Origin of the sequence: Streptomyces sp. NBC_00122 (genome assembly GCF_045160845.1) — a bacterium.
Taxonomy (GTDB): domain Bacteria; phylum Actinomycetota; class Actinomycetes; order Streptomycetales; family Streptomycetaceae; genus Streptomyces.
Genome location: NZ_CP108191.1, coordinates 1 through 13341, shown reverse-complemented (window position 1 = coordinate 13341; position 13341 = coordinate 1). Strand labels below are relative to the sequence as shown.

Below are 13341 nucleotides of genomic sequence, written 5' to 3'. Positions count from 1 at the left end.
CGCGGATGGGGCGGCCGAAGGCCGAGTTGACGCTGTCGGACGAGGAACGGGTCGCACTGGAGGGGTGGGTGCGGCGTCGTTCCACGCCGCAGGCGTGGGCTTTGCGGTGCCGGATCATCCTGGCCTGCGCCGAGGGTGTCTCGAACAAGGACGTGGCCGTCCGTCTCGGATCAACGCCTCAGGCGGTCGGCCGTTGGCGGGCCCGTTTCGTGCAGTACCGGATCGCGGGCCTGGGAGACATGCCGCGTTCCGGCGGCCCCAGATCGGTGACGGACGGGCAGGTTGCCGCGGTGGTCACCAGGACCTTGGAGTCCAAGCCGAAGAACGCGACGCACTGGTCGACGCGGTCGATGGCGAAGGAAATGGGCCTGTCCCAGTCCTCGGTCTCACGGATCTGGCGGGCGTTCGGCCTGCAGCCGCACCGCTCGGAGACCTTCAAGCTGTCGACCGACCCGTACTTCGTCGACAAGGTCCACGATGTCGTCGGCCTCTATCTGGACCCGCCCGAGCGGGCGCTGGTGTTCTGCGTGGACGAGAAGTCGCAGATCCAGGCCCTGGACCGGTCCCAGCCGGTGCTGCCGATGATGCCCGGGGTCCCGGAGCGGTCAACGCACGACTACGTCCGGGCCGGCACGACCACCCTGTTCGCCGCACTCAACGTGGCCACCGGCAAGGTGATCGGCTCCCTGCACCGCCGCCATCGGGCCGAGGAGTTCAAGAAGTTCCTGGTCAAGCTCGACAAGGAAGTGCCGGCAGGCCTGGACGTCCATCTGATCTGCGACAACTACGCCACCCACAAGACCCCGGACATCAAGAAGTGGCTGCTCGGCCACCCCCGGTTCCACCTGCACTTCACCCCGACCGGGTCGTCCTGGCTGAACCTGGTCGAGCGATGGTTCGCCGAACTCACCAACAAGCAGATACGGCGAGGCGTCCACAAGTCAGTCCAGGCCCTCGAGAAGGACATCCGTGACTGGATCGCCGCCTGGAACACCGACCCCAAGCCCTACGTCTGGACCAAGACCGCAGACGAGATCCTCGAACGCCTCGCCAGCTATCTGAACAGAATTCCCGACTCAGAAGACTAGAACGGGCAGCAGAAGTGGGGCTGCGACCACTGGCGGGATCACGATGCTCCCGCCGAGCGCGCGGGCCAGCTCGCGGGCCCGGTTGGGCACGAACAGCAGCCGCCATCCGGCTGTCACAGGTAACACCACTTCCGCCAGCGGGCCGGGATGCCGAGTGTCCATGACTCAAAGGTAGGACTCTGCACAGGAGTTGGTAAGGCCATAGCGAGCCGTAGCTTCTCGAGGTCGGGACGCAGGCGGCAGCCCGTCAGCCGGCCGGGTAGGTGGAGAGGTCGGCCACGGCTTGGGTCCCGGGGAGGCCGCGAGTTGTTCCAGGGTCAGCGGCTGGCCGGGAGCGCGGGCGTGTCACCGGGGCACCGCGTCACGGGGTCCGGTGAGACGGTGCGACCGCGCCTCGGCGAAAAGTAATTGAGACGGCAACCTTTCCGCTCTGAGTGGCCACTGAGTGGGCGTTAAGTCCGTTTCTGGTAGCGGCCTCGTCCGGGTTGGGTGAGGAAGCCTTGACGGGTGAGGCGTCCGAGGCGGCTGCGGGTGATGTTGACGGATGCCTCGTCGGTGGGCATGCCGAGGAGTTCGTGCAGCTCGCGGGCCCGGAACACCTGGTCGGGGTGCTGGTTGAAAGTGTTCACGATGGTTTGGTAGGCAGTGCTCGACTCAGGTGGATCGGGTTCGGTCCCGGTCGGTGCGAGTTCGGCGATGATCTTGCGGGTGGTGGCCAGGTCCGCAAGATGCGCTTCGGTCTCGGTGAGAATGGCAGTGAAGTGCGCGATCTGATTGCGGAGTTCGTCCGCCCGGGCCGTGGCCTCGTTCTCCCGGATGTGAAGGTCCACCAGGAGTTCGGTGATGTTCACGCGGCCAGCCCGATGGTGTCGCGCCAGGCCTGGGCGGGGTTGGTGAGGCGCCGGGCCATGTTCGCGGTGGAGGCCCAGTAGACGCGCGAGGCGGAGGTGTCAGGCCGGTGGTCGTACTCACGGGTCAGGCGCCGGTGGAGCATCAGCGTGCCATTCGTCTGCTCGACCACCCACCGCTTGGGCTGCGGGACGAACCCTTTGCCCTGGTCGGCAGGGTTGCGGCGGACGACCTCGACGCCGATGTCCAGCAGTGCGCCGTGAACGATGACCGCTTCCTTGAAGCCTTGGTCGACCAGGGCTTTCTCCAGGCGCATTCCGCACCGCTCGGCGGCCTGGTCGAGCAGGGCGGTGCCGGCGGCGTTGTCGTGCGCCGAGGCGGCCATGACGACGACGCCGATGATCAGCCCCAGCACGTCGACGGCCAGTCCCCGCTTGCGCCCCGACACCTTCTTGTTCGCGTCCAGCCCCGTCGTGGTCCTGGGGACACCCGCCGCGGCGCGGACGGACTGGGTGTCGATGATCACGAGGGACGGGTCCTCTAATCGGCGGGCTTTCTCCCGGACCTGGCAGCGCAGGAGTTCCTGAATCCGCTGGTCGAGCCCATCCTCGCGCCACAAACCGAAGTAGTAGAACACCGCCGACCAGGCCGGCAGGTCATGCGGCAGCATGCGCCACTGACAGCCCGTCCGGTTCTGATAGAAGATCGCGTTCACGACCTCCCTCAGGTCACAAGACCCGGGATCCCCGGTCGCCGACCGCGCCACCCGGCCCTGTTTCCAGGCCGTGATCATCGGCTCGATCAACGCCCACTGCCCGTCCGACAAGTCGCTGAGATACGGCTCTCTCTTCACGCCCCGCATCTCAACATGGACATGACCATCGGGCAGGCCGGACCGCGATCAGTACCACGATCGAGCGATCACGAACGAAGAGAAGTCGGACTTAACGACCACTGAGGGATGTACCGACGAGGGCGAGCCGTGGTCAGCGGCGCTGCGCCCTCTGTGTCAACACCCGATCGGAGCCCCACGTGTCACCAGACGACCCGAGATCCGCCGAGCAGCCGATGCCCTGCGGTCGCACGCCCCGCTGTAGCCGGATGCGCCGGCGCTTCGTCGCGGGGGCGGTGGCGGTGCTCGCCGCCTCGGTCGGCCTCGGCGCCCTGGCGCCCAGCGCGGGCGCCGCGCCGACAGTCGACATCAGTGTGAACGCCGGTGCCTCCCTGGGCACGGTGCCCAGCAGTGGTGTCGGCCTCAACACGGGCTTCGGCGACGAGCACATGGGGGACGCCAAGGTCACCTCGCTGATGAACGCCGCGGGAGTCCGGCAGCTGCGGTTTCCCGGCGGCTCCGGCGCGGACGAGTACCACTGGAAGACCCACACCTACGGCGACGGCAAGGGCTGGATCCCCTCCAACACCGACTTCGACCACTTCATGGCCACCGCGAGGACGGTCGGCGCCCAGCCGATCCTGACCGCGAACTACGGCTCCGGCACCCCGCAGGAGGCCGCCGACTGGGTCAAGTATGCCAACGTCGAAAAAGGCTACGGCGTGAAGTACTGGGAGATCGGCAACGAGGTCTACGGCAACGGGCACTACGGCACCGGCAAGGGCTGGGAAACCGACACGCATGCCGACAAGAGCCCCACGGCGTACGCGAAGAACCTGGTCGCCTACGCGAACGCGATGAAGGCCGTGGACCCGAAGGTGAAGATCGGAGCGGTGCTCACCACCCCAGGCTACTGGCCGGACAAGGAGAAGGCTCCCGGTGACAGCGCCGACTGGAACCACACGGTGCTCTCCATCGCGGGAGGCTCGATCGACTTCGTCATCGTCCACTGGTATCCGGGCGGCACCACCACGGCCGACCTGCTGAACACCCCCTCCCGGATCGCCGGTGTCACGTCCTCACTGCGCTCTCTGATCACCACCTACGCGGGCTCCCGCGCCGCTTCGGTGGAGATCGCCGTCACCGAGACCGACGCCGTCGGCTCGCCAGCCCTGACCAGCCAGGCCGCAGCCCTGTACGCGCCGGACACCTACATGAGCTGGTTCGAGCACGGCACCACCCACGTGGACTGGTGGAACCTGCACAACGGCACGGACCAGGCACCCACCACCGTCAACGGCCAGACCGACTACCAGGACGGGGGCGTGCTCTCCGCTGGAACCTGCGCCGGAGGGAAATGCCAGCCGCCGCGCGACACACCCTTCCCCACCTACTGGGGCATCCACTCGCTGACCGCACTGGCGCAGCCCGGCGACACCATGGTCAAGTCGTCCTCGGGCGACCCGTCGGTTGCCGTGCACGCGGTGCGCAGCGCCAACGGCGCTCTGAACGTCATGCTGATCAACAAGAACCCGCAGAACGCGGCGCAGGTGTCCCTCTCGTACGCCGGATTTACCCCGGCCGCAGGGGCGGTCACGACCGTTTCGTATGCCACGGGAGGCACCGCCCTGACGACGGCGGAGCGGGGCACGGCGGCCGCACAGACGCTGCCGCCGTACTCGATCACGACCCTTCAGCTGAAGCCCGCGTCAGGGACCGCCGGCGCTGACAAGCCGACGCCCGTCCCCACACCGACCGCCACCACGCCGGTTGCCTCCGGCACGACCGGCACCCGTGCGCAGGCGGAGATCGGCGCACGCGTCGGCCAGCCGACCCCGAGCAGCACGCCCGGCGGCCTGGCTACCACCGGGGCGAGCAAAGCCGTCACGTACAGCGCCCTCGGTGGCCTGCTGGGCATCGCCGCCGGCGTCGCACTGGTGCTTCGCGGACGTCGCCGCAGGGCTTTGCACGGCAAGTGAGACCACATGAGTGGCTGACGGCCCGGCAGCAACGCCACCACCCGTGGCGTGCGTGCCGGGCCGGCGGCCTCCGCGTCGGGGTCGGCGGTCAGGAAACGAACACGGCCCGGGTCGTTGACCTGGACCAGGCCTACCTCGGCACCGGTCCCGACCCATGGGGCGGCCCACGGGCCGCGTTCCGGGCCACCGTGGAGCTGCCCGGCACTGACAACTGGGGGTCATCCCCGCAGGTGCCGGGAGCCCGAGGGCTGCCAGACCTGGTCGGGAGATGGCCAGCAGCGTCCTGACCGCCTCGCCTGGCACCTGGACGCGGAATTACAGGGAGGCAGGGCGGCCGCGCTAAGAACTCAAGGGAATGACTCGCTCGGCGTCTTCATGGCCCCTGCGATGGGTGGTGCATGTGCTTGCTAAGGGCTGTCTGTTTTCGACTGTGTGTTTTGGTTCAGGCACGGATTCCGTGAAGTGGAGCGTGCTGCCGTGCGCCGGTGACGCTCCGTCATCCTGGGGATCCTTCTTCAGTCGTGTGAGACCTTGCTGGAGTTGGTGTTCCCGCACCTGGTGACGGTGCTGGTGGAACGCGTGGTGGTGGAGAGCGGCGTGCTGCGGATCGCGGCGAGCACGAAGGCGTTGAACGTGTTCAGAAAATCTGGCAGCATGGCGTGCGGAAAGGCCTGTCAGACCAGGGGGACGTGGATCCGTCTGCTCTCGGCACGAGTTGGCCGTGAGATCCGGAGGTCGGTACGACATGCTCATCGTCTCGCTCATCGCCTTGCTCGTCTTCTTGTTCCTGTTGTTCCTGGGCCTGATAGCGGCCGTCGTGCCGGGCCTGCTCGTCGGGTATGCCTTCGTCGCGGTGAGCGGCAAGCTGTCGCTCACCGCGAGGGTTTCGTTGCTGGTGGCCCTGGCGATGGGTACGGTGGCGCTGTGGCTGGGCCTGGGGGAACCCGCCAGCGTCCTGCTGCCGCCAGCCATGCTGGTGTCGTTCCTCGCGACCCTCGCCTCGGGAGCCATGTTCCTCGGGCTCGAAGCCCGCAAGCGGCGCGCACCCCGCTACCCCGCCCCGGCCTGGCAGAGCTGGTAGCCGCCGCCCCCCGTTTCCCTACAAGGTGTGACTGCGATGTGCCGTGTTCGTGTCAGTGAGGGATGGCAGTGACGTCGTGTCAGGTGCTGTTGGTCTCCTGCTGAGGAGGGCGTACTTATCTCGGTGTGCTGAGCATCCGGCCGTCGCGTTCTGAGTACCCGCACTCATCCCGTGGCGCCGCCGGCCTTCCAGACTTGGTGCGTTACCACAGGTCAGCGCCAGGGAGTCCGTCATGTTCGCAGTATCCGCACGCCAGAGGACGGCTGTGCCGAACCGCACCCTCGTGGTGGCTGCAGCGGTCCTTTGGGCGGTCACCGGGTCGGCAGTGGGGTTGATCTTTTTCGTCGTGGCCGCGCTCAGTCTGTTGGGTGCGGCGACGGGTGGGGACATGACTGAACTGTTGCTCTGGCCGGTGTGCATCGTCGGTGGAGCGGGCACGGTCTTCACTCTGCTCTACTTCGCTCCTGGCATCCGGCGTCTGTCGCGCGAGGCCCGTTTCACTCTGCTGGGTGCTCTGGCCTGCCCCGGGCCCCTGGCCTTGGTCATCTACGTCATGACCCGCTGAGCGTGCCCCCGTCGGTGGAGCCGGGGGTACGGGTGCCAACGATCCCGAGGAAGTGGGCGGGAGGTGTAGGGGTCCCTTGGTTCGGCCAGTATTTCGCTGCCTAATGCCGCCGGGCGGTTGGCCTCGGGGCGCTGGCTGCCCGGGTGCCGCCGGGGCGGCCGCAGCGGTTGCGGGGGCGTGGCAGCGCGGCCGGGTGTTATTGCCAGAAGATCTGTTCGATGACGATCTGTGGGTCGGTGGTGCGGTGGGTGAAGGTGTAGCGGAGCCAGCCGTGACCGTGGTCGAAGTAGAGGATGTGCGGGCCGCGGGGTTCGGTGGAGCGGACCGGTTCGATGCTGACCTTCGCTGTGTCGAGGTGGTCGTCACGGTAGGGATGGCGGGAGGTCTTCAGCTAGGTGACCGCATCGATGATCAGGTCTCGCACGCAGGTCGGCAAAGCGTCGCGGTACTCGGCGGCCAGCTTGGTCCAGTCCGCAGCCCAGGGCGGGCCGGTGAACTCTGCGCTCACTCGCCGGGCCCGAGCGAAGCGACCTGGTGGTGGATCCGGGATGCCTCTTCGAGGAGATCCTTGGCCTTGTCGGGATCGGCGCTCTCGGCGGCCCGCTGCTCAAGATCACGAACGTGGTGGTCGAGCCCGGGATCGCGGGCGAGGGCGTACTCACCCCACCAGCGCGCCAGGAACGCTGGCGCCGCTCCGATGTCGTAGGTGTCGGCGATCTTCGCCTGCCAGTTGGCCTCGAAGTCGGCCAGCAGCTGCGGCGCGTGCACGGCGATTGCTGCGCGCAGTGCGGGAATGCTGCGCTCGGGCATCGGAGGGACTCCTTGGGAGGGCCCCGGGGCGGTGGTCATGGTCGCATCCTCTTCCGGTTGGCGCCGTCCACGATAGTGCGTAAGGCGTGGGGAGGGAGGGTAGGCGAGAGGATCCGGCCGCGGGCCGTGGAGCAACGGCGGACCCGAGGTTCCGGGTGGTTCAGCCGGCCCATCTCATGCCGATCGCATCGAGCTGCGCGACGCGTTCGTCACTTAGCGAGGCCCTTCTCGCCCGGCTGTTGGCGATGAATGCGCCGAGTTTGATCGGGCGTTCTACCCGTCCCTGCTCGTGTTCGTCGGCGGGTAGTCCATCTTCGTTGAGGGTTACAGGCTCGACGTGTTTGCGGGGGACGGTGAGGTGGCCTTCCCGCTGGTGGAACTGGGCAGCGGCGGCGAGGTTGATGGTCCATTTGTCTGCTTGGCTGGTGTGCCCCACGGCCTTGGCTTTCTCCCGTTCGCTCGCCGGCTCCAGTCCGAGGATGTTCGCGAGCATCCACTGCTGCCCGGTGGCGAGGTTGTCCCAGCCGAAGCGCTGCGCGCGTACCCACTGTCCGAGGTCTTCGCCTTGGACTACGGCGTCACCGGGTACCGCGGGTAGCTGTCCGCCTGCTTCGATGTGGCGGCGTACGAGGGTGAAGCAGCGTTGCCAGGTGACGGGCCATGCGGGGCACCAGGCCGGGTCGATCTCTTCCAGCTGGTCGCGCCGCTCCTGGGGCATCGACCACGCCGACGGCAGCGGCTCCAGTCCGTCGGCCTCCCGTTGTTCGTTGTCGATGGTGCGGCGTGCGGCGGCTCTCGCGTTTTTGAGCCAGATTCCGATGGGCTGGCCGTGCCAGGTGGCGTCGGTAGGTGCGAGGAGGTGTCCGTGTTCCTGGGCCCAGCCGTGGGCGGCGGTGAGGCCTTCTTCCCAGGCGGTGTCGCGTGCGGACCAGACCATGTCGAGTTCGTTGAGCTGCTTGACCCGCTCTGCGGTCAGTCGGCCTGTGGTGTGGTTGCGGCGTGCGTCGGCGATCCATTGTCCGAGGGGGAAGCGGGCGAGTGAGGCCGGCCACCGTACTGGGTGTTCCTCGGCGTCTTCTGCCGCGTCGAGCAGGGTGTCGTCGACGGTGTCATGGTCCTCGTCGGCGACGGCCTGTTCGAGTGTGTCGAGTGCCGTCTCGATGCGCTCCTGCCCGATCCGCTCCTGGCGGATGCGCCGACGGTCCGGCTGCTCCTGAGCCTGATCCTGGTCTTGTTGTTCGGGTGTGGGGACGCGGTAGGTGAAGGGGACGCGGAGGTCGCCGTGCTGGTGGCGGTAGACCATGGCGGCTTCCAGCCCCCGCAGCCAGTGCGTGGTCTCCGGCTCCAGCACCCTCAGCTTGATGAACGCGGCGAGCTTCGCGGGATTGCGGGGCGTGGAGAACCGCAGGAGGGCGTGTGCTGGCCCGCTGATGCCATCGGCGTCGGGATGCCACTCACCGGGCTGCTGCGCCTGGGAGAGGGGGGTGTAACGGCTGGGGGCTTGGGGTTCGGCGAGTCGTTCGACGATGCGGGTGTCGTGTGCGCGGAGGGCTTCGAGCAGCTTCACGAGGTCCGCGTAGGAGCGAGACGTGAGCATGTCGTCCGGCGTCTCCCCGGGCCCGAGGAGGACGGGGACGACAAGGGATGCGGTCTTTCCTTCGCCGGGCTGCATGCGTAGTGCCCGGCCGACGGCTTGGACGAGGTCGGGCATCGATCCGCGCAGGTCCGCGAAGAACACGGAGTCGCAGTTGGCGGTGTCGACGCCTTCGCCGAGGACGCGTACGGAGCTGAGAAACGTCTTGCCGACCTCAGTGCCATCAGCCGCGACGCCGGCGGCGAAGTCGTCCAGGACTCGCCGCCGGTAGGCGGGCGGGTGTTCGCCGCATACCCAGTCCGCCCACACCGACGCCGGGTACAGCCCGGAGTCGAGGGTGTGGAGCTGGGCGGCGACGTCGGGCAGGCCGCTGGCGAAGGCTTCGGCTTCTTTGACCTGGTGGTGGAAGACCAGGGTGCGTCGGAATCTTCCCGTGGCGGCGGCTTTGACCAGTGCGGTCTGCAGGGCGGCGAGCCGGGCTCCGCGGACCCGGTCGGAGCGCTGCTCGACGCCGAGCAACTGCGCCACCTGGAGTCCGGGGTCGCTGACGTCGACGGCGATGACCTGGTAAGGGGCGACGGTCTTCCGGTCGATGGCCTCCGACAGCGTCAATGTGTAGCAGCGGGCACCGAACGGCTCGTTCTCGTCGTCTTCCATCGACGCGACGAGCCCGCCGGGCGCGCCCTGCTCCTGCTCGTCCTCCCCGTCCTGCCACAGGCGCGGGGTGGCGGTCATGTACAGACGCCGGACGGCCGGGATGCGGGTGTTGTCGTGGACCACGGCCCAGGGCTTCCCGATCCGCCCGGACGTACGGTGCGCTTCGTCGATCACGATCAGGTCCCAGCCGGGGAGGCCTGCGGAGTGTGCGCGTTCCAGCGTGCCGAGTCCGAGCGAGGCGTAGGTGGAGAAGACCGTGGTCTGTTCCAGGTGCGCGGTCCACCGAACGAGCTCGTCCGGGGCGGTGGTGTTCGCGAATCCGGCCTCCGACTCGCGCAGTGACGACACCCCCAGCACTGCGCCAGTGCGTCCGCCCGATCGCCAGGCGGCCTCTGTCTGGGTCAGCAGGTCCAGCGACGGCACCAGGACAAGTACCCGGCGGGCCCGCAGTTCCGCCGCGCTCCTGGCTGCTACCAGGGACTTGCCCGAGCCGGTGGCCATGACCACCTGGGTGCGCAGCCCTTGTTCCGGGACCCGGCCCGAAGCGGGCATCTCCAGTGCTTTCAGCACCGCGTCCACGGCCTCACGCTGATGTGGCCGCAACTCCATCCGGACCATGTCCCGTCCTGCCTTCCGGTCACCCACGCGGGTGATCTCCATCCGGACTCCGCGCAGCAGAGCCTGACGCACGCACGCTGGAAGCGTGGCCTCTCATGGCTCCGGGCGCTGGCCCTGATTCCGGTCCCGGCCTGATGGCCGCAGCGCTAGAGAGCCCGGACGCCAGTAGCTGTCTATCAACTATAGAATGATGCACACCGGGTTTCATCCTCCCGAGGCTCGGGGAGGATGCGCGTACAGCCGATGCGGATCACGTTCTCGGCACCGTCGTACGAGGGGTTGTGTATGGCTCAGGGGACTGTGAAGTGGTTCAACGGTGAGAAGGGCTTCGGGTTCATCTCCCCGGATGAGGGCGGTGCGGATGTCTTCGTTCACTTCAGTGCGATCCAGGGCTCGGGGTTCAGGAACCTGGAGGAGAACCAGCGGGTGGAGTTCGAGGTCACCGCGGGGCAGCGCGGCCCTCAGGCCGACAAGGTGAGGGCGCTCTAGCTACTGCCAGCGTGGCCCCGCGTCAGCGGGGCCACGGCCTGGAGGCGAAGCCGGACGGCCAGGGAGTACAGCAGGCGCCCCCTTAAGACGCCATAGCCGGCGTTTCCGTGAAGCGGGGTCATCTTCGGAGGGTTGGTGCCATCCGGGCGCTTCCGAAGATGGCATGGAGCATGTAGATCACTCCGAGGCTGACCAGCGCGAAGAGAGCGAGTATCAGGATGGCGACGACGGTGAACTGACTGACAGGATGCGTCAGGAAACGCTGCCGGGCTGGGCGCTGGATTTTGATGGCCCACACCCTGCCATGCTGTTTCTGCTCGCATGTCTGTTCTGATTGGGAGTCTGGATGATCGAGAGCCCGTGGACTCCAGCGCATCAGGCGGTCGAGTCGGGTGACCATGCGGCGCTGACCCGTCTCCTGGACGAGGGGGCGGATCCTGAAGAGGTCTGTTGCGGGCTGACACTGCTCCTTCACGCTATCGATGTGGAAGGGGATGGGGCACTCCAGTCGGGCGGGCCGATCGACTCGGCTCTTACGGCGATCCTCCTGGCCTACGGTGCAGACCCGACGGCTACGCCCGATGGCGAGACGCCTCTCGAACTGGCCCGCTACTACAACCACGACATGGCCGTCAGACTGCTGGACCGGTTCACGACGGCCACCCCTTCTGGTATCGGCCGCCCGCGGAGCGGGCTGCGGTCCTGGAGGCGGAGCGGGTAGGCCCCAGAGGGAGGCCGGTCTGCGGGAACAGGGAAAGACGGGTGTTTCTTCGGCGGGTTTCGGTCAGGATCAGGGGGATGAGCCACGACACTGATCCCGTAACCGCTGTGACCTTGTTGTGGGAGGAGCATCGCTCTGCGCCCTTCCCGCCTGGTCTTGCCGGTGCTGATCGGGCGGGTTTTGACCTTGTCCTGGTCGACTCGGACATCACTGGGTGTGTGCATACGTGGCTGAGTAATGCCGGCACTTTGGATGAGTGGCGATACAGGGTCCTGCATCGGCGTGGGGACCAGCTCGGCGAGATCCTTACCGTGCTCGGGGATGGTGACTGCCCGGCGTACTGGGACCGGCTCTTCCGTATGGCTGAGCTCGTAGCGTCGACGGATCCCAGGCCTCGGGATGCCTACCCGCCTGAACCGTGGACCGCTATGGACAGCTTCAAAGACTTCGGGGGAGTAGCTCACCCCGTTCCTCTTTGCAATGGGATCGGTAGCGGCTGGGGTGGGTCAGCGGCGTGGGGTAGCTTCACCGGCACTGAAGGACAAGGGGGATGACATGCAGATCGCTGGTGCCGAGGTCTTCTCTTGCGCTGTGTGCGGCGCCCGGTTGTCCGCGCCGGTGCGCGAGGTGCATCCGCCGGCGGAGGACGAGGTCTGGACGCCGCTCGACTCTCCTGTGGCCCCCTGCCCGCCCAGGATGGCGGCAGGCACGTTCGCCCGCGACCCGCAGCCGGGACGCATCACCTGGGGCTCGCTGCCCAAGGGCTTCGGAATGTCCCGGGCGGGGCACGGGCCGGGGGTGGACTTGCTGTTGAGCCCAGGCGACCTGGTCGGTACCACGAAGATCCTGAGCCGCTGGGGCGGCTGCTGCGGGCCAGGCGGGCACCAGGGGCCGAACCTGGCTTGCGCGGGATGCGGGGCGGAGGTCGGGCTGTGGATCGGTGACTGCTACACCTGGCTGGAGGTCGTCCTCAATGGGCGCCTGGTCAGCCGTTCCTCGTTGGTTTAAGCGTCGGCGAAGCAGGTCGGCGGTGACCACTGCGGCATTAGTCTGCTGCACCTGCCGGCCGGGCCTCGGATGAGCGCGGTCCGTCTGGCCGGTTACTACGGTCATGACATTGCCTACCGGCTGATAGACCGGCTCACCTCAGCTGCTGCTGCCCGTGGAGCGGGCTGTGGTCCTGGAGGCGAAGCCGGAAGGACTGAAAGGGCGGCAGCGGAGCGGGACCGCCCAACGGGCCGCACGCGCGGACCGGTGACACGGGGTCATCTCCCCTGCGGTTGCTGCGCCCTTGTGGGGGAGCCTCGGCAGGGGCGGGATGTTGTTGGCGGGGTGTCGGCTTGCGGCTGGTCAGTCGTTGTCGACGTTGCTTCCGTGCTGGGTGCCGCATCCCTCCATGATGTCTGGGTATCCGTGGGTGATCACGAGGCGGTAGGAGGTGGGGATGAGGTCACAGTCTTGGTTCTTCCATTGGATGGCACCGAGGGTCCAGATGGCGAAGAGGATGACTGCAACGTAGGTGGCGAGGTTTTGTGGGGGTCGCCACCCGCCGGGACTGCCGTTGTTCCGGGGTGGGAGCTGTTCACCCCCGTTTTGCGGGGGTAACCAGGGGTGCTTGCTGTCCGGGGGGCGCCATCCGCCTTCGTTGTCTGCCATGGGCTGATTGTTGAGGCTTGGTGTTCGTATGGCCAGAGCTTGGGAGATCAGTCCCAGCCATTTCAATGGGGAGTGAACCGGATACTCACGCCGGCCCAAGGCCCCCGGCCGGGGCCAGCGCATCTTCGGCCGGACCCGACCCAAGCCCCGCAGCCAGCGGCTCTGTTGCCAGCCGCCCGCGAAGCGGGCAGGCCTGGAGGCGAAGCCGCAAGGCCAGGCAGAGGAGCGAAGCGGATCTGTCCGCCAAGGGCGCGCAGCGCCCGCAGGCCCCAACACGCCGAAGGCGCAGACCGAGTGAAACGAGGTCAGCTCCGGTGAAGCGAAGCGGAACCGGAGCAGTCCGCAGCGAAGCGAAGGACACCGGCCCGAAGGGCCACGGCCCCGCGAAGCGGGGCCGTTCGT

At 67.6% G+C, this 13341-nt stretch carries 14 protein-coding genes; 8 read left to right on the top strand and 6 right to left on the bottom strand.

All coding sequences use genetic code 11. The features are described 5' to 3' along the window. Positions 1-5: 5 nt before the first annotated feature. Entirely contained in the window at positions 6-1088 is a 1083-nt protein-coding gene (locus tag OG737_RS00070; protein WP_328930254.1) for an IS630 family transposase, read from the top strand. A gap of 452 nt (positions 1089-1540) precedes the next feature. On the opposite strand, the gene OG737_RS00065 is transcribed toward OG737_RS00070, so the two are convergent. Next, positions 1541-1939, bottom strand: coding sequence for a hypothetical protein (locus OG737_RS00065; protein ID WP_405921069.1), 399 nt, complete (start codon positions 1937-1939; stop codon positions 1541-1543). After that, entirely contained in the window at positions 1936-2790 is an 855-nt protein-coding gene (locus OG737_RS00060) for an IS5 family transposase (RefSeq protein ID WP_405921068.1), read from the bottom strand. Before OG737_RS00060 ends, OG737_RS00065 begins: the two co-directional genes overlap by 4 nt. Positions 2791-3038: 248 nt before the next feature. Between OG737_RS00060 and OG737_RS00055 the strand changes: the two genes are divergently transcribed. After that, positions 3039-4748 (top strand): cellulose-binding protein, encoded by a 1710-nt coding sequence (locus tag OG737_RS00055; RefSeq protein ID WP_405676300.1) that lies wholly within the window; start codon positions 3039-3041, stop codon positions 4746-4748. A gap of 515 nt (positions 4749-5263) precedes the next feature. On the opposite strand, the gene OG737_RS00050 is transcribed toward OG737_RS00055, so the two are convergent. Beyond that, on the bottom strand, positions 5264-5404 hold the full coding sequence (locus OG737_RS00050) for a hypothetical protein (protein WP_405676298.1): 141 nt from the start codon (positions 5402-5404) through the stop codon (positions 5264-5266). Between the two features lie 65 nt (positions 5405-5469). Here OG737_RS00050 and OG737_RS00045 point away from each other — a divergent pair, with 65 nt between their 5' ends. Together OG737_RS00045 and OG737_RS00040 are read left to right on the top strand one after the other, a co-directional pair. Continuing rightward, the gene (locus OG737_RS00045; protein ID WP_405921067.1) at positions 5470-5829 is read left to right on the top strand and encodes a hypothetical protein; all 360 of its coding nucleotides are present in this window, start codon (positions 5470-5472) and stop codon (positions 5827-5829) included. Positions 5830-6061: 232 nt separating this feature from the next. Then, on the top strand, positions 6062-6394 hold the full coding sequence (locus tag OG737_RS00040) for a hypothetical protein (protein WP_405676294.1): 333 nt from the start codon (positions 6062-6064) through the stop codon (positions 6392-6394). Between the two features lie 504 nt (positions 6395-6898). On the opposite strand, the gene OG737_RS00035 is transcribed toward OG737_RS00040, so the two are convergent. Both OG737_RS00035 and OG737_RS00030 read right to left on the bottom strand, forming a co-directional pair. Next, a complete protein-coding gene (locus OG737_RS00035; RefSeq protein ID WP_405676292.1) occupies positions 6899-7204 on the bottom strand; it encodes a hypothetical protein in 306 nt (101 codons plus the stop codon). A 160-nt stretch (positions 7205-7364) separates the two neighbouring features. Continuing rightward, positions 7365-10073, bottom strand: coding sequence for a Helicase associated domain protein (locus OG737_RS00030; protein WP_405681268.1), 2709 nt, complete (start codon positions 10071-10073; stop codon positions 7365-7367). Between the two features lie 285 nt (positions 10074-10358). On the opposite strand from OG737_RS00030, the gene OG737_RS00025 reads away from it, so the two are divergent. From OG737_RS00025 to OG737_RS00010, 4 genes are all read left to right on the top strand, one after another. Then, positions 10359-10562 carry a cold-shock protein gene (locus tag OG737_RS00025; protein ID WP_405676290.1) on the top strand — a complete coding sequence of 68 codons (204 nt, stop codon included), beginning with the start codon at positions 10359-10361 and terminating at the stop codon, positions 10560-10562. 163 nt (positions 10563-10725) lie between these two features. Next, on the top strand, positions 10726-10896 hold the full coding sequence (locus tag OG737_RS00020; RefSeq protein ID WP_405676288.1) for a hypothetical protein: 171 nt from the start codon (positions 10726-10728) through the stop codon (positions 10894-10896). 12 nt (positions 10897-10908) lie between these two features. Beyond that, positions 10909-11283 (top strand): ankyrin repeat domain-containing protein, encoded by a 375-nt coding sequence (locus OG737_RS00015; protein ID WP_405676286.1) that lies wholly within the window; start codon positions 10909-10911, stop codon positions 11281-11283. Positions 11284-11838: 555 nt separating this feature from the next. Beyond that, a complete protein-coding gene (locus OG737_RS00010; RefSeq protein WP_405676284.1) occupies positions 11839-12291 on the top strand; it encodes a hypothetical protein in 453 nt (150 codons plus the stop codon). Between the two features lie 342 nt (positions 12292-12633). On the opposite strand, the gene OG737_RS00005 is transcribed toward OG737_RS00010, so the two are convergent. After that, positions 12634-12939, bottom strand: coding sequence for a hypothetical protein (locus OG737_RS00005; RefSeq protein ID WP_405676282.1), 306 nt, complete (start codon positions 12937-12939; stop codon positions 12634-12636). Positions 12940-13341: the final 402 nt, after the last annotated feature.

Coding starts and splice junctions, on each gene's coding strand:
- OG737_RS00070 (WP_328930254.1), top strand. CDS start 6: ATGGGGCGGCCGAAGGCCGAGTTGACGCTGTCGGACGAGGAACGGGTC.
- OG737_RS00055 (WP_405676300.1), top strand. CDS start 3,039: ATGCGCCGGCGCTTCGTCGCGGGGGCGGTGGCGGTGCTCGCCGCCTCG.
- OG737_RS00050 (WP_405676298.1), bottom strand. CDS start 5,404: ATGCTGCCAGATTTTCTGAACACGTTCAACGCCTTCGTGCTCGCCGCG.
- OG737_RS00040 (WP_405676294.1), top strand. CDS start 6,062: ATGTTCGCAGTATCCGCACGCCAGAGGACGGCTGTGCCGAACCGCACC.
- OG737_RS00035 (WP_405676292.1), bottom strand. CDS start 7,204: ATGCCCGAGCGCAGCATTCCCGCACTGCGCGCAGCAATCGCCGTGCAC.
- OG737_RS00030 (WP_405681268.1), bottom strand. CDS start 10,073: ATGGTCCGGATGGAGTTGCGGCCACATCAGCGTGAGGCCGTGGACGCG.
- OG737_RS00025 (WP_405676290.1), top strand. CDS start 10,359: ATGGCTCAGGGGACTGTGAAGTGGTTCAACGGTGAGAAGGGCTTCGGG.
- OG737_RS00020 (WP_405676288.1), top strand. CDS start 10,726: ATGGAGCATGTAGATCACTCCGAGGCTGACCAGCGCGAAGAGAGCGAG.
- OG737_RS00015 (WP_405676286.1), top strand. CDS start 10,909: ATGATCGAGAGCCCGTGGACTCCAGCGCATCAGGCGGTCGAGTCGGGT.
- OG737_RS00010 (WP_405676284.1), top strand. CDS start 11,839: ATGCAGATCGCTGGTGCCGAGGTCTTCTCTTGCGCTGTGTGCGGCGCC.
- OG737_RS00005 (WP_405676282.1), bottom strand. CDS start 12,939: ATGGCAGACAACGAAGGCGGATGGCGCCCCCCGGACAGCAAGCACCCC.